Origin of the sequence: Heyndrickxia oleronia (genome assembly GCF_017809215.1) — a bacterium.
Taxonomy (GTDB): Bacteria; Bacillota; Bacilli; order Bacillales; family Bacillaceae_C; genus Heyndrickxia; species Heyndrickxia oleronia.
The window spans coordinates 2,504,355-2,526,161 of the sequence record NZ_CP065424.1 but is presented as its reverse complement, the minus strand read 5'-3'; the positions used below and the strand labels follow the sequence as shown (position 1 = coordinate 2,526,161).

Genomic DNA, 21,807 nt, shown 5'->3' with positions numbered 1-21,807 from the left:
TGACCCCCACGAAATAGAAAAAATATCTCGTGGGGGTTTAATACTTTATTTACTTATTATTATTTTTTACTAAGCTGTTCCTGCGCCATTCGAATCATTTCCTTCACCATATTTCCTCCGATTGGACCACCAACTTTTCCAGCTTGTTCACTTGTTAAATGACCATTGTATCCTTTTTTTAAGGGAATTCCTTGTTCTTTAGCTACTTCGAATTTAATATCATCGGGATTATTTGCATGGTATCCTTTATCGGCCATTACTTTGGCTTTAAAACCGTTTAAGGCATTTCTTGCCTCTGGAACTAGCGATTTCCTTTTAGTCACACAAACCCCTCCTTTAAAAATTAGTATACCCAATAAAACAGCCCCCTTACTTATTTCGTAAGAGGGCTATAATAATTATTATTTTAAATCTTCTATAGAATCGATATCCATATATTTAGGTACTGTTAAACCGATTTTTACTCCTGTCATACTTGTGCCAATATCTTCATATTTACCGTCAAATTTCTCTGCATATGTTTTATGTGTTAACGGTAACCATGCTGCAAGAGAGGCGTCAGCACTTCCATCGGCAATTGCAGTCCACATTGGACCTGCTTCAACTTGGGTGAGTGTTACTTTAAATCCGAGATCCTCTAAGACTTTTCCCATTACATTTGTACTTGCAATTTCACTATCCCAAGCAACATATGTAAGTTTGATTTTTTCACCTTTTACTTTGTCTACACCTTTTGTCCATTCTGCTACTTTATCTGGATTATCCTTTACCCATTTGGCTGCCGCATCTTCTGGTTTAGAACCTTCTTGAATATCTAACATTACTTCACCCATATCATCTTCAGACCACTTGAATTGACTTAATACTTTATATGCATTTGGGTGATCTTCCTTTAAACCTTTTCGAGCAATCGTATGGATTTCTTCTGCTTCTCCATATACACCTTTAGGATCATCCAGATATTTTAAATCATACTTGGCAAACATCCAGTGTGGATTCCAGCCAGTAAAAATAATTGGTTCTTTTTTATCGTATGCCTTTTTTAAAGCAGCTGTCATAGCAGCACTTGAACCTGTAACCAATTCCCAATCATCAAGCTTATATTCCTTAAGAGCTTTCTCAGTTGCCGTCATGATTCCTGCTCCTGGATCAATTCCTGTAATTTTATACTTTACACTATCTCCAACTGTTTCATTTTTACTTGAACTTGCTTTATCATTTCCACATGCTGCAAGCCCAATAGATAACGCTGCAACCGCTCCGATTCCAACAATTTTTTTCCACATATTAGTTCCCCCTTTGTTTTTTCTTTCCTGCATTTTGTGTAATACGGTCTAAAACGATTGCTACGATCACAATAGTAAGACCTGCTTCAACACCTACTCCTGTTTTTAATTGCGTAACTGCACGATAGACTTCTTCTCCTAACCCCGGTGCGCCTACCATAGATGCAATGACAACCATTGATAGTGCGAGCATTATACTTTGATTTATTCCAGCCATAATAGTCGGTGTGGCAAGTGGAAGTTGAACTTTTAACAGCCTTTGACTGGTTGTTGAACCAAAGCTTTCTGTCGCTTCAATAATGTCCTCAGGCACCTGTTGGATCCCAAGTATTGTTAAACGTATAGTAGGTGGCATGGCGAATATCACTGATGCAACTACTCCTGGTACAACTCCAATATTAAAGAAGAAGATAGCAGGAAGTAAGTATACAAATGCAGGCATTGTTTGCATAAAATCGAGGATAGGGGTGACTATTTTGCGAACCGTATCCTTTTGTGATGCCCAAATTCCAATTGGTATACCAACTACTACGGAAATAATAACCGATGTTAAGACAAGAGCCAATGTACTGAGCATGGCATCCCAGTATCCTAAATAATCAATAATTAGAAATCCAATTAATGAAAATAAGGCAATGCTTTTTTTGGTTAACCACCATGCAATTCCAGCAATAATTAATGAAAGAAGAATAGGGGGGATAAAGCCGAGTCCAGAGACAATTCCATTTACGAGTCCTTCTAAGCCTGTAGCAACTCCGTCAAATATTCCTCCAAAATTTGATGTTAGCCAATCAACAAATCGATCAATCCAATCTGCTAATGGAATTCTTGGTATCCATTCATTCATTTAATTCACCTCCCTTAAAGAGGCTTCAGTTACTTCAACTGGCGCTGTATGAATATAAGAATCATTTCCTGCAAGAGCACCAATTAATGCTCCACGGATCACAATACCTTTCATTCGATCCCGCTCATCAACAACAGCAATCGGTATTTCCGCGGTAGATACGATATCGAATAAATCCATTAATAATGTGTCCTTTTGTACAGTGGTAATATTTTTTTGAATTACCTCATTCAGGGGAAGTCCTTTTTCGAAGGCATCCTTTGCTAATTGAGCTGTAACAGCACCTAAAAGCCGGTTTTGTTTATCGACCACATATATCGAAGAGATACCTAGATTTTTCATAAGTGTTAAGGCGACTCTTGGTCCCTTTTCAATTTGTACTGTTTCTGCACGCTTCATAATATGTCCGGCTGTTAACACTTTGGAAAAATCTACATCTTCAACGAAACGTTCCACATATTCATTGGAAGGATTCATTAAAATTTCCTCTGGAGTACCTATTTGAACGATGTTCCCATCCTTCATTAATGCGATGCGGTCTCCGATACGTAGGGCTTCATCTAAATCATGAGTAATAAATACAATTGTTTTCCCTACAGTATTGTGAAGCTCTAATAATTCATCTTGCATATCTTTTCTAATTAATGGATCCAAAGCACTAAACGCCTCATCCATTAATAAAATATCTGGATCGTTGGTTAGAGCTCTTGCAAGTCCAACACGCTGTTGCATTCCACCGCTTAATTGATCGGGATATTGATCCTCATATCCTTCTAATCCAACCAGCTTTAGTGATTCAAGTGCAATTTCTTGTCTTTTTGATTTTTCAATACCTTGAATTTCTAAACCATATTCAGTGTTTTGGAGAATGGTCCGATGGGGAAGGAGTGCAAATTTTTGAAATACCATGCTGATTTTTTTTCTACGAATATTTCTTAATTGTTCTTTGTTCATTTTAGTTACATTCTCGTTATCAATTAATATTTCTCCTAATGTTGGTTCAATCAAACGATTCAACATCCGAACCAAGGTCGATTTTCCACTTCCTGATAAACCCATGATGACAAATATTTCACCATCATTAACATGAAAGTTAGCTTGATTTACACCAACAGTTGCTCCGGTAGACTTTAAGATTTCTTGCTTTGTTTTTCCTTCTGATAGAAGCTGTGAAGCTTTTTTCGTATGTTTGCCGAAAATTTTAGTCACGTTTTTTACTTCTATTTTGATTTTTTTCTCGTCACTAGTCATTTTTTTCCCTCATTTCTTTGCACTTTATAAGTGTAACGAAAATGTAATACTTCCCACAAACTCGATATTCCTTTATATTCCGATTGTACAGTTCGTAAAGAAAAAACTGTACGTACTTAATATACTTTATTCTTACATTTCCTCCGTATTCCTCTTGATTCCGTTTTGAAGTCCCTCTTTACTTTATATCTACAAAAGGATAGATTATTTATTGTTAAGAATCTTTTCTGTAATCAATCGATGGATTTAAGTGAATGATGAGATTAAAGTTCAATTGGAAAATTTCAAAATTAAATACCACTAAATGGGGTGTGAAAATAAATTGGAAGGTAAGGATCAACTAGACAGAGCACGAGAAAGGGTAATCGAAGCTATTGCACAAAACATGAACTTATATGGAGTAACACCTTCAATTGGCAGATTATATGGAATGATGTTTTTTCATAATGAGCCGTTAACACTGGATGAAATGAAGGAAGAACTTGGTATGAGTAAAACAAGTATGAGTACTTCCGTAAGAACACTTTTAGATTTAAAAATGGTCGATAAAGTATGGAAAAAAGGGAGTAGAAAAGATTTATATGCAATAAAAGGAGATTGGTATCAAAATTTTATTGACTTATTCACAGTGAAGTGGCGACATGCTATCTCGATGAATAAACATGTAATTGAAAAGTCATTAAAAGAGCTTTCTGACATGTTGACTGATGGGCATGTTGACGAGGAGATAAAAGCTTTAGTCAATAGCGATATCATTAAGTTAAAGGAGACGTTGGAATATTATCAATGGTTAAATCGTCTAATTGATACATTCGAAAGCGAAGAAATTTTTAATTTTGTGCCAAAAAATAATAAATAAACTTGTAGAGGATGACAATTTTTGTCGCCTCTTTTTTCTTTTAGTATGATTGTTCATTTCTCTACAAAAATGTACATATGTTATAAAGTCAAAGACTTATGGAAGGCAGGGTGGAAAATGACAAAATCAATGATAAAAGAGAATGGAATACCAAACAGAAATTCCGAACGAAGCCTTGAATTGGAACAGATTACTAACGAAACGGAAGACCTATTAAAAATAATTAAGTATTTAAAGGAATCAAATTTATTACCTGTCATTACGGATTTTTTAACAAAGAGAACTTCTTCAGAAATGTCACAACTAGATACAATTAAAAAAGGGGTTAGAAAAGGGATAGAATCTGCTATGTCCACACTTGATTCTGGTAAAGAATTAAGTTCCTTTCAAGTAATGAAGCTATTAAAGGACCAAGATATCAATCGAGCCGTCTTATTTTTAATGGGATTTTTAAAAGGGATGGGGAAAAATATATAGATGATAACCTGCACTTCGTTTGCAGGTTTTTTCGTTCTGAAAAAATCGTATCTAGCCTAGAAAAGGAGGAAAATTTCTCTAAAAATCGAATAACTATTTATTCGGTATGAAAGGAAGTCTAAAACAATATGAAAAAAGGGTTCGTAATAATCTGTCAAATTTTTTTGCTTTGGGTGATCAATGAATTAGGTACTTTCATTGTAAATATTTTACACATTCCTGTTCCTGGAAATATTATTGGAATGCTTTTATTATTGATTTTTTTACTAACCGGAATCATTCAATTAAAATGGGTAGATATAGGTGCTTCTCTATTAAATAGGCATTTATCTTTCTTTTTTATTCCTATATCTGTTGGGCTAATGACTCTGGGGTCTATTTTTATGTCATCAGGTATTCGTTTATTGTTTATCTTAGTATTGAGTGCAATTATTGGAATTATCGGCACTGGATTAACGAGTCAGTTATTAGCAAAAAAACGAGAGGTGTCTTCAAATGAGCAGCATTATCACAGTGTATAGTTTGATGATTACTATCTTTATTTATCTTTTTACTATAGCAATATCCAAAAAATATCCCTCTCCATTTACTACACCTGTCTTTTTAAGTACAGTTTTAATCATTGGCGTACTTTATCTTTCTCATATTACGTATTCACAATATTCTATAGCGAAAGAAATCATAACGGAATTATTGGGTCCAGCAACAGTGGCACTGGCTGTACCACTTTATAAGAACCGAAGAATTTTTTTTCAGCACTTAAAGCCAGCTTTACTAGGAATTATCTTGGGTACATCGTTGACTATTGCTTCTGCTGAAATAATTGGAAAAATGATGCATTTTTCAAATGAATTTCTTATCTCATTAAGTGTAAAATCGATTACCATACCAGTAGCAAGTGAAGTCTCAAATATCATAGGAGGTAATGAGTATTTAGTTGCTGCATTTGTCATGATTACTGGAATGTTTGGAGCAATGTTTGGTCCACTAATCCTAAATTTATGTAAAATTAATCACCCACTTTCAAGAGGACTAGCTATTGGAACGATTTCTCATGGAATAGGTACAGCTGAAGCTGTTAAGGAAGGCGAGATCCAAGGCGCAGTTTCAGGAGTTGCCATGGGAGTAGCTGCTATATTCACATCTATTTGCATCCCCAATATTTTACCCTTAATCTTATAGGCAAAATTTTTTGTTGAAATGAATAAGGTTTATTCGTATTATTACTATAAACATAAAATTTATAAATTTGTTTATTAAATGATTAAATATATGGCATAACTAGTATTAAACTAGTTGTGCCTTTGTTTTTATAGAAAAGGGTTGAAGGGAAAACAATAGAATGAAGCAGGCGAAGAAAAAAAATTATCAAAAATATAAGCTTAAAAAGCAATCACCATTACTTATCTTATTGATTCCAATTGTAATAATTACAGCTTATATCATCTTACAAAACAAAGAACAAGTACAAGAGAAACCACCTAAAAAACAAGAACCAAAAGTTCAACTTGTACCGACTCAATACCTTCCAATTTATAAAGCAGCGGAAAAAAAATATGGTGTACCCTGGTATGTACTTGCTGCACACCATCGAGTAGAAACAAGATTTTCTACAATGGATCCAATGATTTCCCCAGTGGGAGCAGAAGGACCGATGCAATTTATGCCATGTACATTTGTTGGGTGGAGTCATCCGACTTGCACAGGAAAAGGAGTAGGCAATATTCCTGAAAAGGAAAAAGAAGATCCTGTGGTCATTCATAAATATGGGGGATATGGTGTTGATGCAAATGGTGATGGAAAAGCAGATATATGGGATTTAGAGGATGCTGTCTTTAGTGCGGCAAATTATTTATCCCAAAATGGAGCAGCAGAAGGAAACCTTAAGCAAGCGATTTATTCTTATAATCATAGTGAAGATTATGTGAATGAAGTGTTGCATTATGCAAGACTTTACAAAAAAGATGAGTAAACTCGAATTGAAAATTGATTCGGGTTTATTTTTTATCATATATTTCAGCACCAGGAAAAACTAGAGTCATGGTCATTTATTTGATTGGTAAACTTCCCTTATACATAAGGGATTAATGCGTAGAAATAGGGGAATATAAACTTTGCAGCTAATTAAAGAAGAGTAAGAAAAATAAAATTTTACTCAGTTTCATTGAAGCCTAGAAAGGAGAATTTGATGAAAAACATATCGAGTGTCTTTTGGGTTTCTATTGCTATTTTGTTAATTGCCGTCGTATATGGGGTTGCAGCTCCAAGCAATTTTGAAACAATCACCTCAAATATCCAAGCTTTTCTTACGTCCAGGTTTGGTTGGTATTATTTAATTTTGGTATCGTTAATCGTTATCTTTTGTATTTTTCTAATACTTAGTCCGATTGGAGCAATTACATTAGGAAAACCGAATGATAAACCAGAATATTCTACTGTTTCCTGGTTTGCTATGTTATTTAGTGCTGGAATGGGAATTGGTCTTGTCTTTTGGGGAGCGGCAGAGCCATTGTCGCATTTTGCAACGAATCCACCCCTGTCTGAGCCTGGAAGTGATGATGCATTAAAAGAATCGATGCGCTTTACTTTTTTCCACTGGGGCTTACATGCTTGGGGCATCTATGCATTGATTGCATTAGCGTTAGCCTATTTTAATTTTAGAAAAGGTGAGCCAGGACTGATTAGTTCAACACTTACACCGATTCTTGGAAAATATGCAAGCGGCAAATTAGGAGGACTCATTGATATTCTAGCCGTTTTAGCAACGGTCATAGGGGTTGCAACGACACTTGGATTTGGTGCAGCACAAATTAATGGCGGACTATCGTTTCTTTTTGATATTCCTAATAATTTCAAAGTTCAACTTATTATTATTGGTGTAGTCACGGTATTATTTATCATCTCGGCATGGTCAGGATTAGGGAAAGGAATTAAATATTTAAGTAATACGAATTTAGTTTTAGCAATAATATTGTTAATTCTAATGTTTATCGCTGGACCCACCTTATTAATTTTGAATTTATTTACAGATACGTTAGGGAAATATTTGCAAAATATTATTCAAATGAGCTTTCGTATTGCCCCATTAAATTCAGAAAATCGTAATTGGATTAATTCGTGGACGATCTTCTACTGGGCCTGGTGGATCTCTTGGTCTCCATTTGTTGGTATTTTTATTGCCCGTGTATCAAAAGGGAGAACGATTCGCCAGTTTCTAATAGGTGTTTTGTTAGCTCCATCCATTGTTAGTTTTATTTGGTTTGCTGTTTTTGGCACCGCTTCTATCCATGTTCAACAACAAGGGAGAATCGATTTAACCGCATTGAAAACAGAGGAAGTATTATTTGGAGTTTTTGAAAATGTCCCGATGACAACCTTCCTTTCAATCATAGCTCTCATTCTAATTGCTATATTTTTTATTACATCTGCAGATTCAGCAACCTTTGTTCTTGGTATGCAAACAACATATGGTTCGTTACTTCCTCCAAATAGTGTGAAATTAACCTGGGGAATTTTACAGTCTTTAGTAGCAGTGATTTTATTATATAGTGGCGGATTGCAAGGTTTACAAAATGCCCTTATTATTGCAGCTTTTCCATTTTCAATAATTATTATCTTGATGATTATTTCGTTATATAAATCATTGATGAAGGAACGAAGAGATTTAAGGCTCTATGTACGGGCCAAACCAATAAAAAAGATAACAGAGCAAGAACCAGAATAAAAGGGAGTTGATAATTCTCCCTTTTTTCTAGTTTATTTCGAAAGTTGTTTTAGTTTGTTGCTCTTGTATATGCCTAACTGTCGGCATTACAAGATATCAGCATTTTTTTTGGAAATTCCAGCTCTTTTCCCAGTAAAATTTACAGGTTAGCGATATTTAGCAAATAGTTATTAATTAATACTTACTTAAATACCAACAATGTTTAAGAAAAGAGCTACTTCGTGATTATTCGTTACATATCATGGCCTTGATTATGATTTTGGCGTGTATGATTACGATTTTTTACTTTTTTAGACCCACTTAATGGTTCAGGTTGCCCAGATTGTTTTGGAGCATTTTTTCTCATATCTTTTCCATCATTTTTATTAGACATTTCTTCATCCCTCCTTCGCATAGATTGTGCTTATTGAAGGGATTTATACCGTATATTTTGTGTAAATAAGCGCAATCTATTTTTGAAAAGAACTTTGAAAGGGAGAGACATGGATGCCATATCATAAAAATAAACAACAAGCTTTTCAAGCTGCGCAACAGGGCATGAAGCAATTAGACGACGTTTATAGTCAATTAGTTCGCGATAGTGCTGACTATGGTCAGCAGTTAAAACATTTAAAAAATGAAGTCAATGAAACATATCAACAAATAGAAAATGCCATGGAAGTAGCAAGCGAAACCCAAAGACAGCAACTAGAGAAGTTCCGTTCAGATATTGAACAAATTGTAAATGACGTAAATAATGATTAAAAGGTCAAGAGACCGTTAAAACACAGGTTGACGTAATGCTGTGTTTTAACGGTCTCTATTTTAATATATGTGTGAACGATTAAAAGCTATTGGTTTTTCTTTCGCTTTTTATTATTTTGCTTCTGTTTCTCGGTTAGGGGTTCATTGGAAAACTCTTCATTATATCCTGTACCTTTTCCTTGTGCACTGGCTGCATTCATTCCTGGAATGATATGGTTCGCTTTTCTTTTAACCATTTATTTCACCTCCAATACTATTTTGTGCAAGAACGATAGAAATAATCAAATTTAGAAATAACTATCAATTTAGAATTGGCAATTGAATCTTATATTTTTGAAAAAACTTTTAGTTTTTTTATTGTTTCTTTCTTTAATATAATATTCTCTAGTGAAAGATTGTAAATAAAGGGGAGAAGGAATGAACAGAATCATAACTATTATCATCGGTTCCTTATTAGTGAGTGTTGCATATAATTTGTTTCTAATACCTCATGAAATCTTAAGTAGTGGTTTAAGTGGTATTGCAATTATGCTAGGTCTGATTACTCCATTTAATACAGGAATATTAAATTTTTTACTTAATCTTCCTTTACTGATTCTTGGAGTGTTTAAATTAGGTAAACGGTTTATTCTTTATACTATTTTATCCGTTGTGGTAATCTCAGTAGGACTATACATCATACCAATTAAACAGATTTCAACTGAACCGATATTATCCTCTTTATTTGGTGGAGTAATAACTGGATTAGGAATCGGATTAATTTTTCGAGTATCAGGTTCATCCGGTGGTTTCGATATTTTAGCCATGCTACTAAATAAGAAAAAAGATTTCCCATTAGGGACAATTTTATCTGCTATGAATGGAATTGTTGTTCTAATTTCAGGATTTATTTTTAGTTGGGACGCAGCTTTAAACACAATGGTAGCCATTTATGCAACTGGTAAAGTGGTTGATACAATTCATACGAAACATATAAAACTCACCGTGATGATTGTGACCGACAAAGGAAAAGAGATGAAAGAAAAATTACTTTCGAGTGTATATCGCGGAATCACTTTAATAGATGGTGAAGGTGCTTATTCAGGGGAAAATCGAAAAATCTTAATGACTGTTATTACTAGGTATCAATTGACAGATGTTAAATCTTTAATTAGAGATATTGACCCAAGTGCATTTGTTAATATTACCGAAACAACAGAAGTAATGGGTTCGTTTCATCGAAATTAGTAGACGTCAACCGAAAATTAGCGTAGAAAATCTTTTGATTAATAGAGATTCTGCGCTTTTTTTATACACAAAAATACAGAGATAAACTTTTTATAGATATTTCTTTTCTCAGTGGATTGTAAAGATTGGTCTTTTCTTAAAATTATATTTATTTATTAAAATATTACCTAAATTCAACAAGGTTTGAGAAAAGCTTTATTAAATGGATGTATTTATATATATATATATATATGTAAAAGGCTTAGTGCCGGCTTTACTCTTAACAAAAGAATCGACAAAAATCTGCATTTTTTTCATAAAAAACGAAATATGTAACTCATTAAATTATAATAAATATAACGAGAAACAAAACTTGAGCTAATATTTAAAGGTTCCCCGTTTATGATAATATTTTCTTATTAAAAACGATAACATTCTTGTTATTTACTTATGTAACTACTTATATTAAGATGGTAATTGTGAAAAGTAATTGAACATAATTCGAGCTTTTCGTGAAACTATCAGTGAATATGACATTTTTTGAAAAAGAGGGGGAATCTTGAGTGGCTAAAAACGACGTTTTTAACGCACGTACTTCTTTTGAACTAGAAGGCAAACGTTATCATTTTTATCGTCTTGCAGCTCTTGAAGAAGCAGGTTTAGCGAAAATCTCTCGCTTACCATACTCAGTAAAAGTATTATTAGAATCTGTACTTCGCCAACTGGATGGCCGTGTAATTACAAAAGAACATGTTGAAAATTTATCAAAATGGGGATCTGAAGAAGTAAAAGATGCAGAGGTGCCTTTTAAGCCATCTCGTGTTATTCTCCAAGATTTCACAGGTGTACCTGCCGTTGTAGACCTTGCTTCTTTACGTAAAGCAATGGCTGATTTAGGTGGAGATCCTGATAAAATTAATCCTGAAATTCCTGTCGATCTTGTAATTGACCACTCAGTACAAGTTGACAAATATGGTACGGCAGACGCTTTAAAAGCGAATATGGATTTTGAATTTGAACGTAACGCAGAACGTTATCAATTCTTAAGCTGGGCTACGAAAGCGTTTGATAATTACCGTGCGGTGCCACCAGCAACTGGTATTGTTCACCAAGTTAACTTAGAATATCTTGCTAGCGTAGTTCATGCAATTGAAACTGCAGATGGTGAATTTGAAGCATTCCCAGATACTCTAGTAGGTACTGACTCTCATACAACAATGATCAATGGTATCGGTGTTCTTGGATGGGGTGTTGGTGGTATTGAAGCGGAAGCAGGTATGCTTGGTCAACCTTCATACTTCCCAATTCCAGAAGTTATCGGTGTTAAATTAGTAGGGGAACTTCCAAATGGAGCGACTGCGACTGACTTAGCACTAAAAGTTACTCAAGTGTTACGCCAAAAAGGTGTTGTTGGTAAATTTGTTGAATTCTTTGGTCCTGGTGTATCTAAATTACCACTTGCTGACCGTGCAACAATTGCTAACATGGCCCCTGAATATGGCGCTACTTGTGGTTTCTTCCCTGTAGATGCTGAAAGCTTAGGATATCTTCGATTAACTGGTCGTCCGGAGGAGCATATTAAGCTTGTTGAGAAATATTTACAGGAAAACAATATGTTCTTCACTCCAGAAAATGAAGAACCTGTTTACACAGATGTTGTTGAAATTAACTTATCTGATATCGAAGCAAACTTATCAGGTCCAAAACGTCCACAGGACTTAATTCCGCTATCTAAAATGCAAACAGCTTTCCAAGATGCGGTAACTGCTCCTGTAGGTAACCAAGGATTTGGATTAAAAGATACAGAAATTAAGAAAGAAGCTGTAGTTAAATTCGATAATGGCGATGAAGCAACAATGAAAACAGGCGCCGTTGCTATCGCAGCTATTACAAGTTGTACAAACACTTCTAACCCTTATGTTATGTTAGGTGCAGGTTTAGTTGCCAAAAAAGCAGTTGAAAAAGGCTTAACGGTACCTAAATATGTAAAAACATCCTTGGCTCCAGGTTCAAAAGTTGTTACTGGATATTTAAGAGATTCTGGACTTCTAGGGTATCTTGATCAATTAGGATTCAATCTTGTAGGTTATGGTTGTACAACATGTATCGGTAACTCTGGTCCACTTAAAGAAGAAATCGAAAAGACGATTGCTGAAAACGATTTACTTGTTACTTCAGTACTTTCTGGTAACCGTAACTTTGAGGGCCGTATCCATCCGCTTGTAAAAGCAAACTACTTAGCATCACCACCGTTAGTTGTTGCTTATGCATTAGCAGGTACAGTAGACATCGATCTTATCAATGAGCCAATTGGAAAAGATAAAGACGGTAATGATGTTTACATGAAAGATATTTGGCCATCTACTGAAGAGGTAAATGAAGCGGTTAAACAAAGCGTAACACCTGAGTTATTCCGCAAAGAATACGAGCGTGTATTCGACGATAATGAACGTTGGAATGAAATCAAAACAGGTAATGATCCATTATATACTTGGGATGAAAAATCAACGTATATTGCGAATCCGCCATTCTTTGAAAATCTTTCTCCAAATCCAGAGGAAGTTAAGCCATTATCTAGCCTTCGTATCGTAGCTAAATTTGGTGATTCTGTAACTACTGACCATATTTCACCAGCTGGTGCAATTGGTAAAGATACTCCTGCAGGTAAATACTTACGTGAAAACGGGGTAGAACCTCGCGAATTTAACTCTTATGGTTCTCGTCGTGGTAACCATGAAGTCATGATGCGTGGTACATTTGCGAATATCCGAATTCGTAACCAAATTGCTCCTGGAACAGAAGGTGGTTTTTCAACTTACTGGCCAACTAATGAAGTAACTTCAATGTATGATGCTTGCATGAAATACAAAGAAGACGGCACTGGATTAGTTGTTCTTGCTGGTAAAGATTACGGGATGGGATCTTCTCGAGACTGGGCAGCAAAAGGTACAAATCTTCTTGGTATTAAAACAGTTATTGCAGAAAGCTTTGAACGTATTCACCGTTCTAATCTTGCATTGATGGGTGTTTTACCACTTCAATTCAAGAAAGGTGAAAACGCTGAAACACTTGGTTTAACTGGAAAAGAAATCATTGATGTTCACATTGATGAAAATGTTAAGCCACGTGATATTTTGAAAGTAACTGCTACAGATGAAGCAGGCAACAAGAAAGAATTTGAAGTACTTGTTCGTTTCGATTCTGATGTCGAAATTGATTACTATCGTCATGGTGGTATTCTTCAAATGGTACTTCGCGACAAATTACAAGCATAATCGACTGATCTCACACACTCTGTTTTACAGAGTGTGTTTTTTTATACTAATTTTTTTAAAAGTACATATACTTAAATAGAGTAAATAAATGATCATTCTATAGGAGGAAAAAATGTTTAAAAGAATCCTTCCATTTATGATAATCATGCTGTTAGTTTGTACAATGCTAGTACAAGCACTTGAACATAAAAAAGATAAACAAGTTAAAGCATCTACAGAAACGTCTTTATCAAAAGCAAGTGATGAGGATTTAAATGAGTTATATAATTCTATTATGTCATCTCAAATTGAGGAACCAGAAGAAGAGGAAGAAGAGGTTGCAGAAGGATTAGAAATCGGTTCTAAAGCACCTGATTTTGAACTAACCACTCTAACAGGCAAAAAAATGCGACTAGCTGATTTTAAGGGAAAACGTGTAATAATCAATTTCTTTGCCACTTGGTGTTACCCATGTAAAATAGAAATGCCTGTGCTCGAGAAATTCTATCAAGAGAATCACGATGATATAGAAATACTAGCGATTAATATTGATACAAAATCTGATGTAAAAGGCTATGTTAAAAAATTAAATTTATCATTTCCGATTCTTTTAGATGAGAAAGGTGTAGTCGATACACAATACCAAGTATTAGCGATCCCAAGTACTTATATTGTGGATGAGAAGGGAATTATAATTAATAAACATTACGGAGCATTAAATGATCAGCAATTAGAAAAATTATTCAAATAACTACAGACACTTCTTCTTGTGAAGTGTTTATTTTTTTGAAATACTATTATTATAACAATTTTGTGACAGTTCCAGCTAAATTTGTTAGAAAATTTTAATTTATGTTAAAATAAATATGTAGAAATAACTAGGTTATTTCAAAAGTATTGGTAAAATAATTATAAATTTTTAATTTTATGACCATACTATTATAAAATATACAACCTAAGGAGATTATATAGATGAGAAAAACAAATAAGAAATCATTTTCAGATTTAGTGTTGGAAAATAAACAAGCTTTATTAAGAGATCAAGAAGCGATTGAAAGAATTGAAACAAAGCTTGAACAAAAACATTCAATTAAATTGGCGGAATAAACCTATATTTACTACTCATATCCCCTTTATTTTAGGTGAAACTTAAAATAAAGGGGGTTTTTTTATGAGTAATCCAAAAAAGAAAAGCAAATACTATGGGCCTACACATTTAGGTACACAGCCTCGTTCTTTTGGTGGGAACAAAGGAAAACAAATGCAAGATAAATCAGGAGAGCATGCCCAGGTAATTCAGACTAAAGGGGAATAACATGAAAGTGCTAAAAAAAACCAGGCTTGAATGAATCGTAAAAACAACATACTATCATTGTCCACACAAATTGTGGTCACTCTTACTGTAAGGAGGACTTTAATATGGCATGGAATAAACCTAAACCAGATGATCGCAGTGATAATGTAGAAAAATTACAAAATATGATTGATAACACACTTGAGAATATAGAAAAAGCAGAAGAAACGGCTAGTCTCTCAAGTAATGAAGAACGCGCCAAAATAGAAGCGAAAAATGAACGCCGCCGTGAAAGTATCGAGAGTATGCGCAGTGAAGTAAAAGATGAAGCCCATGCTCAAAATAATCAATATCAATAATGAATAACAGCCGGTTTGACGCCGGCTGTTATTTTTGTTATTCACAACAATCAGTGCTAAAATAAAAAATATTATTAATGAAAGGTGCTACTACATAAGAATGATTATTTCAGAAACAGATATTCAAGTTCGTTATGCAGAGACAGACCAAATGGGTGTTGTCTATCATGCAAATTATTTAGTATGGTTAGAACTCGGTAGAACAAAGCTTATAGAGGATTTAGGTTTTAAATATGCTGATATGGAAAATGAAGGAGTTTTATCTCCTGTTGTAGATATTGAAATTTCTTATAAAAAGCCTGTTCGATATGGGGAAGTTGCTAAAGTTAAAACTTGGATTGAAGAGTATGATGGTATACGTGTTGTTTATGGGTATGAGGTATTAACGGAAGGTGGAGAACTCTCGGTTATAGCCAAATCAAAGCATGTATGTGTAAAGAAAGAAACGTTCCGTCCAATTTCAATTCGAAAACGATTACCTGATTGGCATGAAGCATATGAAAAGGCAAAAAAATAAACTTATCAATTATTAGAGGGGGAGACTTGTGGCTTTCGGAATATCAAAAAGTCAACTAAAAAAATGGAAAAATAAAATTGATTCAGGAGAAATTGCGATTATTACTCATTTCTGGATTGATGAGCGTTTCCCCAATTGTAACTCAGTTACGAAAGTAGGTTGTTGTAATATCGAAAAATTAGTCAACTGGGGTACTATATACGGTTTAAAAGAAGAATGGATTCATCACCGTAAGGATGGATATTCTCATTTTGATTTGTTAGGAGATAAACAGGCGGAAGTATTATTAAAAGAGGGACATATAGAAGAATTGAACAAGTTCTGTCAAACAAGAATACGAGAGTGAACGAAATGAAGCTCACTCTCGTATTCTTGTTTTTAGCTATCAAAGACATTAAATACTAAATATATCCCTTTTTCTATTGCCTATCTTATACGAATGATAATGAGCAAACACTTTTAAAATGCACCTTATTTTTTATACATATAAATTGGTTCATCTAGTTCTTGATCATAATCAACATGTAAATTATGATTATCAAAATACCAAAGATCCTTTTCCTCTATATAAAAAAGGATTCCATTTTGTTCTTTTTTTACAGCTATATCACTTGGTTCTTCTTTTGACATTCCTAATGAAAATCCTTCTTGAACCGGTGAAGATCCACCATACTTTACGAAAAACCGTATATGATCACCATTTTCTAGAAACATTTCTTCCTTGAACCATTTTGTTGCTTCATCTGATATGTAAATTTCCATGTGGTTAGCTCCTCTCCAAAAAGAGTATTAATCATCTTCATTATAAGCTCTTTCTTATATATTCTTCTACTAAATTGATTCGCTATTCTAATTAGACATCATATAATTAATTATTTCGTCGTAGGTATGATTAATTAATCCTTTTTCATAGGCTTCTTGGAGAGGATAAACACGGTATTGTCTTAAGTTTTGATTGGCAACATATGTCGGGTGAAATTGCCTATCCTCAATTTTTATCTGCTTTTCATTTTTTAAAATATTTTTAGATACTTTAAATTCAATCATTCCTCCAATATCCTTATAATCCCACATTTGTCCTGATATAAAATTCCCTAATGAATAGATGACATATGCATCTCTGCCATCTCTAGTATGAAACTTTTCAACCGGTTGAAGGACGTGTGGATGGTGTCCTAGAATAATGTCTGCACCACCATCTGTAAATAATTTAGCCAACATCTTCTGATCTTCATTTGGCTGCCTATTATATTCTATACCCCAATGTAAGTTTAAAATAACTAAATCTGCCACTTGACGAGCTCTCTTTAATTCGAATAGTATCGTATCTTTATTAATGAGATTAACTAAATAGTCTTTTCCGTCAGGGACAGGAATTCCATTCGTCCCGTATGTATAAGCAAGAACTGCAATTTTAATCCCGTTTACTGATTGAACTCTTATCTTCTGTTGATCATTTACATCTTTAAATGTCCCTACATAGGGTAGCTGCTTATTTTCATAGTAAGAAATTGAACTTAAAATTCCTTTTTCACCTTTATCTAGAGCATGATTATTTGCAGTGGATACAAGATCAACACCTGCATCCATAATCGCGTCAACAATTTCATATGGACTATTAAAAGCAGGGTAGCTACTAATTCCTAATTTCTCTCCACCAGGAATAGATTCCTGATTGGCAATTAATAAATCTGGTTTCTGAAGCATTGCTTTAACTGGTTGAAACATCGGCTTAAAATCATAGCCACTTTGAGTTCTAGCATCATCATATACCCAATCATGGATTAAAATATCTCCAATTGCTCCAATCACAGCACTTGTATGGAAATCTTTCGGAGTAATACTTACTGTACGTGCAGAATGAGTTAAGGAGGTATGTGATTGCTTAAAAAAGGATTGCTTCCATTGATAATATTGTATAAAGCATAAAATGAAAATGGAAAGAAGCAAAATCAATATGATCATGCTTAAGAATAAGTTCCGTCGTTTTATCATGTTATAACCAGCCTTTTAATTCAGAATCCATTTTATTTTACAATAAATCATACAAATGAAGTGAAAGAATTTAAGAAAACAAAAAAAATAACCCTAAATAGGGTCATTGGTTAAATCCATTTTACTTTTGGCTCTGTTTTATTTTTAATTCTAGAAATATTTGTCCGGTGGCGATAAATGACAAAACCTGCTAATGCAAAAACAATCACGACCAATGGCCAATCCTTCGTAATAAAAAAATCTACTACGGAATAAATTATTGCAAAAATACCAGCTATAATGGATGACAGAGATACATATTTACAGATTTTCAAACTAATTAGAAACACAATAACAAGTAATATAAATAATAGAGGAACATATGCAAGCAATACCCCTCCAGATGTTGCTACAGCCTTACCTCCACGGAAACCTGCAAAAATAGGAAACATATGTCCAATTACAGCAAATAATCCAATGAGTAGTGGGTGAAGTGAATCATCTACACCGAAAAATATTGGCAATAAAGTGGCTAATGTTCCTTTTAATATATCCGCAGCAGTAACAGCAATTCCTGCTTTTACTCCTAAAGTTCGAAAAGAGTTGGTTCCGCCTAAATTCCCACTCCCATGCTGTCTAATATCAATTCCATAGAAAAGCTTGCCCACAATTAAACCAGATGGAATCGATCCTAATAAATAAGCTAAAATGATAATAAGTGCATACGTCATAACATTACCCCTTTAAATATGAAACTATAAGGCTTTTTTATTGTACCATGTACTTTAAGGAAAGAAAAATTTTATTAAAAATAGATTTTTCTCTTTTCTTGATTGTAGTACTCATGTAGGATGAAGAAGGGAGGAAATTAAATGGCAACATTAGAATTTAGAACCAAAACGAAAAGAAAAAATAAGTTATTCTATGGGATATTAGTGCTGCTTCTTTTGGCAGCTGCCAGTCTATTATTCTATTTTTATCCTTTTGCATCTTCTGAAAAAGTACAGTATATAAGTAATAAAAATTCTATTTTAGTTAACGGAAAAATACAAGGTACAGCTGTACAAGATGGAAACCAACTATATGTCCCAATAAAAATCGTTCAAAAGAATATTGATCAGTCTCTTTTTATTGAGAACAACGCTGTTATTCTAACAACAAATCAAAAGGTTATTCGCATGCCTTTGAACAAAGAAGGTTTTACAGCCAATCAAGTATCCAAAAAAACCGATTTTCCAATTGTTAAGTCTATAAATAACGATATTTATATCGATTTAAAGACATTAACTAAGATCTATCCTATTCAATTCCATATCACAAAGGAAAATAAGGTCATATGGATTGAAAAAAATAATGAGGCATATGAAAAAGGAAAGATTACTGTAAAGGATACACGAAAAGCCTTTTTAAGATTACGAACAAAACCAGATTTGCATTCTCCTTATGTAGAAGAGACCAAAAAAGGAGAAAACATTCGGATTGAAAAAGCAATCGGGGAATATTATTTTGTACGAACTTTTGAGGGTATTGGTGGGTATATTAAAAAAGAATATGTTACTAAAAACGAAAAAGTACAAATCTCAACTGTGACTACGGATGAATCAACAACAAGTTTAAAATATAATGCGCCGATTCATTTAACATGGGAGGCCGTTTATACAAAAACTCCAAACCCAGATCAATTACCTAAAATGCCAGGCGTAAATATTGTCTCTCCAACATGGTTTAAATTGAAAAATAATCAAGGAGACGTGGCAAATCTTGCTTCTGATTCGTACATGAAATGGGCAAGAAAAAATGGATATCAAGTTTGGGCTTTATTCTCTAATTCATTCGATCCGACATTGACAAAGGAAGCCTTAACACATTATGAAACTAGAACAAAGATCATTAATCAATTACTAACTTATGTAAAAACCTATAAGTTAGATGGATTAAACATCGATATAGAAAATGTTTCACCAGAGGACGGTCCACTAGTTACACAATTTGTCAGGGAGCTTTCCGTGTATTTACACAATGAAGGCAAATACGTATCTATGGATATAACATTTATCGCCAAAGGAAGCTGGTCTGAATTCTATGAACGAGACAAGCTTGCTGCTGTTGTCGATTATCTAATCGTAATGGCTTATGATGAGCATTGGGCAAGTTCCCCAACAGCAGGTAGTGTAGCAAGTCTTCCATGGGTGAAAAACAATTTGGAACAATTGCTTAAAGAAGTTCCAAATGAAAAATTAATACTAGGATTACCTTTCTTCACCCGTTTATGGTCGGAAGAAATGAAGGATGGGCAAGTGTCTGTGTCTTCCAAAGCGTTGTCAATGGATCAGGCAAATGCATGGATGAAGGAAAGAAATTTAAAAGCCCAAGAAGACCCAGAAACAGGGCAAAATTATATCGAATATAAAGACGCAAAAACAAATATTGTCTATAAGATGTGGTTAGAAGATTCTCTTTCATTGAAAAAAAGGGCACAATTGGCTGCGCAGTACGACTTAGCTGGTGTTGCCTCATGGGCACGTTATTTTGCAGATGATTCTGCATGGCTAGCGCTTCAAAGCTCATTATCTGCTTTTAAATAATATCTAAACATTATCGGAGGATGGTGGTAGGTTTAATACCTCGTCCTCCTAAATAAACAATATATAGTAAGGAGTTATTTATTTGAAAACAACAGTATCCGCCATCCAATGGATGGCTTTTATGATTGCAGGTTCTATTGCTGCACCTATAGCAATAGCAGACATTTACCATTTAAGTCCTGTTGAGACTTCCGCGTTTGTAGAACGTACGATTTTTGTATTAGGAATTGCCGGATTGCTCCAAGGCATCATTGGTCACCGCTTACCGATTAATGAAGGACCTGCAGGTTTATGGTGGGGAGTATTTACTATTTATGCTGGATTTGTAGGTACATTATATACCTCAAATATCGAAACTCTTAGAGAATTATCCGGCGGAATGCTGTTGAGTGGGGTATTTTTCTTTATTTTTTCAGCATTTGGTTTAATACAAAAACTGGCAAAATTATTTACACCATCAATTACTTTTATTTATTTATTTTTACTTATTCTCCAATTAAGCGGTTCCTTTATAAAAGGGATGTTTGGTTTAACAAGTGGGGTACATCAAATTCAAATAACGACTGCCATATTATGTACGATTATTATTCTATTAACATTTTATTTAGGACAAGTTCGCATTCAATGGATCAAACAATTTTCTATTATGATAGGAATGATCATTGGCTGGATACTATTTATAATCTTTGGAATCGCACCCGAAGTACCTAAAAGTCACTCATGGATATCCTTCCCTGAAATCTTTTCCTTTGGTATTCCAAAATTAGATTCAGGTATTATCGTCACCTCGTTTTTTATTACCATCTTACTCATTACTAATATGATTGCTTCTGTTCGAGTAATGGAAGAGGTAATAAATATGAAGGAAACTAAAAAAAATACACGTTATAAGCAGGCAGGATTTATTTCAGGAATTAATCAGCTAGCTGGTGGTTTATTTTCTAGCATTGGACCTGTTCCTATTTCAGGAGCAGCTGGTTTTGTTAGTCAAACAGGCATAAAGTCCATCCGACCATTTATCCTTGGAAGTTTAATCGTAACCATTATTTCTTTGCTTCCACCAATTATGAACGTAATGAGTGCATTACCCGCACCAGTTGGCTATGCAGTCACCTTTGTAATTTTCACAAAAATGGTTGGCTTAGCACTTTCAGAAATCGATAAAACGACTGATCGTCAAATCACTTATTTTTCAGCTGGAATTGGCTTTTTAATCGGGGTTGGCGTCATGTTTCTTCCAGCAGAAGCGACAACTGGACTCCCAGTCGTTGTTGCCTCAATTATTAATAATGGGCTGATTTTAGGAACCCTATTTGCAGTGATCACAGAGCAATATTTACTTTGGAAAAAAAAGAGGGCAAAATGATATTGGTTTGCAGTTCTGCAAGTAATGCAGTACGATAAAGAATATGAGTTAGTAATTAATGGGG

At 34.2% G+C, this 21,807-nt stretch carries 26 protein-coding genes; 17 read left to right on the top strand and 9 right to left on the bottom strand.

Annotation, left to right across the window (positions count from 1 at the left end; genetic code table 11):
* Nucleotides 1-59: 59 nt before the first annotated feature.
* From I5818_RS12630 to I5818_RS12615, 4 genes are all read right to left on the bottom strand, one after another.
* Entirely contained in the window at nucleotides 60-323 is a 264-nt protein-coding gene (locus I5818_RS12630) for an alpha/beta-type small acid-soluble spore protein (RefSeq protein ID WP_078110869.1), read from the bottom strand.
* A 78-nt stretch (nucleotides 324-401) separates the two neighbouring features.
* On the bottom strand, nucleotides 402-1,286 hold the full coding sequence (locus I5818_RS12625; protein WP_058003672.1) for a glycine betaine ABC transporter substrate-binding protein: 885 nt from the start codon (nucleotides 1,284-1,286) through the stop codon (nucleotides 402-404).
* Nucleotide 1,287: 1 nt separating this feature from the next.
* The gene (gene opuAB, locus I5818_RS12620; RefSeq protein WP_058003671.1) at nucleotides 1,288-2,133 is read right to left on the bottom strand and encodes a glycine/proline betaine ABC transporter permease subunit OpuAB; all 846 of its coding nucleotides are present in this window, start codon (nucleotides 2,131-2,133) and stop codon (nucleotides 1,288-1,290) included.
* The gene (locus I5818_RS12615) at nucleotides 2,134-3,384 is read right to left on the bottom strand and encodes a quaternary amine ABC transporter ATP-binding protein (protein ID WP_058003670.1); all 1,251 of its coding nucleotides are present in this window, start codon (nucleotides 3,382-3,384) and stop codon (nucleotides 2,134-2,136) included.
* Nucleotides 3,385-3,688: 304 nt separating this feature from the next.
* On the opposite strand from I5818_RS12615, the gene I5818_RS12610 reads away from it, so the two are divergent.
* The 6 genes from I5818_RS12610 to I5818_RS12585 all read left to right on the top strand — a co-directional run bounded on the left by I5818_RS12610 (nucleotide 3,689) and on the right by I5818_RS12585 (nucleotide 8,444).
* Nucleotides 3,689-4,243 (top strand): GbsR/MarR family transcriptional regulator, encoded by a 555-nt coding sequence (locus tag I5818_RS12610; protein ID WP_078110867.1) that lies wholly within the window; start codon nucleotides 3,689-3,691, stop codon nucleotides 4,241-4,243.
* Nucleotides 4,244-4,360: 117 nt separating this feature from the next.
* A complete protein-coding gene (locus tag I5818_RS12605; protein ID WP_158022200.1) occupies nucleotides 4,361-4,720 on the top strand; it encodes a DUF1641 domain-containing protein in 360 nt (119 codons plus the stop codon).
* Nucleotides 4,721-4,848: 128 nt separating this feature from the next.
* Nucleotides 4,849-5,241, top strand: coding sequence for a CidA/LrgA family protein (locus tag I5818_RS12600; protein ID WP_058003667.1), 393 nt, complete (start codon nucleotides 4,849-4,851; stop codon nucleotides 5,239-5,241).
* On the top strand, nucleotides 5,216-5,902 hold the full coding sequence (locus I5818_RS12595) for an LrgB family protein (RefSeq protein ID WP_058003666.1): 687 nt from the start codon (nucleotides 5,216-5,218) through the stop codon (nucleotides 5,900-5,902). Before I5818_RS12600 ends, I5818_RS12595 begins: the two co-directional genes overlap by 26 nt.
* A gap of 160 nt (nucleotides 5,903-6,062) precedes the next feature.
* Nucleotides 6,063-6,692, top strand: coding sequence for a lytic transglycosylase domain-containing protein (locus I5818_RS12590; protein WP_058003665.1), 630 nt, complete (start codon nucleotides 6,063-6,065; stop codon nucleotides 6,690-6,692).
* A gap of 216 nt (nucleotides 6,693-6,908) precedes the next feature.
* Complete coding sequence (locus tag I5818_RS12585) at nucleotides 6,909-8,444, top strand: glycine betaine uptake BCCT transporter (RefSeq protein WP_078110866.1); 1,536 nt, start codon at nucleotides 6,909-6,911, stop codon at nucleotides 8,442-8,444.
* Nucleotides 8,445-8,676: 232 nt separating this feature from the next.
* On the opposite strand, the gene I5818_RS12580 is transcribed toward I5818_RS12585, so the two are convergent.
* Entirely contained in the window at nucleotides 8,677-8,817 is a 141-nt protein-coding gene (locus tag I5818_RS12580) for a small acid-soluble spore protein P (protein ID WP_065107248.1), read from the bottom strand.
* Between the two features lie 113 nt (nucleotides 8,818-8,930).
* On the opposite strand from I5818_RS12580, the gene I5818_RS12575 reads away from it, so the two are divergent.
* Nucleotides 8,931-9,188, top strand: coding sequence for a hypothetical protein (locus tag I5818_RS12575; RefSeq protein ID WP_058003663.1), 258 nt, complete (start codon nucleotides 8,931-8,933; stop codon nucleotides 9,186-9,188).
* Between the two features lie 86 nt (nucleotides 9,189-9,274).
* Here the strand turns inward: I5818_RS12575 and sspO are convergent, their stop codons facing one another.
* Nucleotides 9,275-9,424, bottom strand: coding sequence for a small acid-soluble spore protein SspO (gene sspO / locus I5818_RS12570; protein ID WP_058003662.1), 150 nt, complete (start codon nucleotides 9,422-9,424; stop codon nucleotides 9,275-9,277).
* 181 nt (nucleotides 9,425-9,605) lie between these two features.
* Here sspO and I5818_RS12565 point away from each other — a divergent pair, with 181 nt between their 5' ends.
* From I5818_RS12565 to I5818_RS12530, 8 genes are all read left to right on the top strand, one after another.
* Nucleotides 9,606-10,415 carry a YitT family protein gene (locus tag I5818_RS12565; RefSeq protein WP_058003661.1) on the top strand — a complete coding sequence of 270 codons (810 nt, stop codon included), beginning with the start codon at nucleotides 9,606-9,608 and terminating at the stop codon, nucleotides 10,413-10,415.
* Between the two features lie 542 nt (nucleotides 10,416-10,957).
* Complete coding sequence (gene acnA / locus I5818_RS12560) at nucleotides 10,958-13,669, top strand: aconitate hydratase AcnA (RefSeq protein ID WP_058003660.1); 2,712 nt, start codon at nucleotides 10,958-10,960, stop codon at nucleotides 13,667-13,669.
* Nucleotides 13,670-13,781: 112 nt separating this feature from the next.
* A complete protein-coding gene (locus tag I5818_RS12555) occupies nucleotides 13,782-14,399 on the top strand; it encodes a TlpA family protein disulfide reductase (protein WP_078110632.1) in 618 nt (205 codons plus the stop codon).
* 221 nt (nucleotides 14,400-14,620) lie between these two features.
* A complete protein-coding gene (locus I5818_RS12550) occupies nucleotides 14,621-14,755 on the top strand; it encodes an FbpB family small basic protein (RefSeq protein ID WP_071975949.1) in 135 nt (44 codons plus the stop codon).
* Between the two features lie 64 nt (nucleotides 14,756-14,819).
* Nucleotides 14,820-14,963: an acid-soluble spore protein N gene (locus I5818_RS12545; protein ID WP_058003659.1), complete on the top strand. Its 144-nt coding sequence runs from the start codon at nucleotides 14,820-14,822 to the stop codon at nucleotides 14,961-14,963.
* 104 nt (nucleotides 14,964-15,067) lie between these two features.
* Nucleotides 15,068-15,301, top strand: a complete 234-nt coding sequence (gene tlp, locus I5818_RS12540) for a small acid-soluble spore protein Tlp (RefSeq protein ID WP_058003658.1) — start codon at nucleotides 15,068-15,070, stop codon at nucleotides 15,299-15,301.
* Nucleotides 15,302-15,401: 100 nt separating this feature from the next.
* A complete protein-coding gene (locus I5818_RS12535) occupies nucleotides 15,402-15,818 on the top strand; it encodes an acyl-CoA thioesterase (protein WP_078110631.1) in 417 nt (138 codons plus the stop codon).
* Nucleotides 15,819-15,846: 28 nt separating this feature from the next.
* On the top strand, nucleotides 15,847-16,164 hold the full coding sequence (locus I5818_RS12530; protein ID WP_058003656.1) for a hypothetical protein: 318 nt from the start codon (nucleotides 15,847-15,849) through the stop codon (nucleotides 16,162-16,164).
* A 125-nt stretch (nucleotides 16,165-16,289) separates the two neighbouring features.
* On the opposite strand, the gene I5818_RS12525 is transcribed toward I5818_RS12530, so the two are convergent.
* The 3 genes from I5818_RS12525 to plsY form a co-directional block, all read right to left on the bottom strand.
* Nucleotides 16,290-16,580, bottom strand: a complete 291-nt coding sequence (locus I5818_RS12525) for a HesB/YadR/YfhF family protein (RefSeq protein WP_058003655.1) — start codon at nucleotides 16,578-16,580, stop codon at nucleotides 16,290-16,292.
* Nucleotides 16,581-16,667: 87 nt separating this feature from the next.
* Nucleotides 16,668-17,813: a CapA family protein gene (locus tag I5818_RS12520; RefSeq protein ID WP_065107247.1), complete on the bottom strand. Its 1,146-nt coding sequence runs from the start codon at nucleotides 17,811-17,813 to the stop codon at nucleotides 16,668-16,670.
* 110 nt (nucleotides 17,814-17,923) lie between these two features.
* Nucleotides 17,924-18,523, bottom strand: a complete 600-nt coding sequence (gene plsY / locus I5818_RS12515; RefSeq protein WP_058003654.1) for a glycerol-3-phosphate 1-O-acyltransferase PlsY — start codon at nucleotides 18,521-18,523, stop codon at nucleotides 17,924-17,926.
* A gap of 141 nt (nucleotides 18,524-18,664) precedes the next feature.
* Between plsY and I5818_RS12510 the strand changes: the two genes are divergently transcribed.
* Together I5818_RS12510 and I5818_RS12505 are read left to right on the top strand one after the other, a co-directional pair.
* Entirely contained in the window at nucleotides 18,665-20,377 is a 1,713-nt protein-coding gene (locus I5818_RS12510) for a glycosyl hydrolase family 18 protein (RefSeq protein ID WP_078110630.1), read from the top strand.
* A gap of 82 nt (nucleotides 20,378-20,459) precedes the next feature.
* Nucleotides 20,460-21,743: a purine/pyrimidine permease gene (locus I5818_RS12505; RefSeq protein WP_058003652.1), complete on the top strand. Its 1,284-nt coding sequence runs from the start codon at nucleotides 20,460-20,462 to the stop codon at nucleotides 21,741-21,743.
* Nucleotides 21,744-21,807 lie beyond the last annotated feature (64 nt).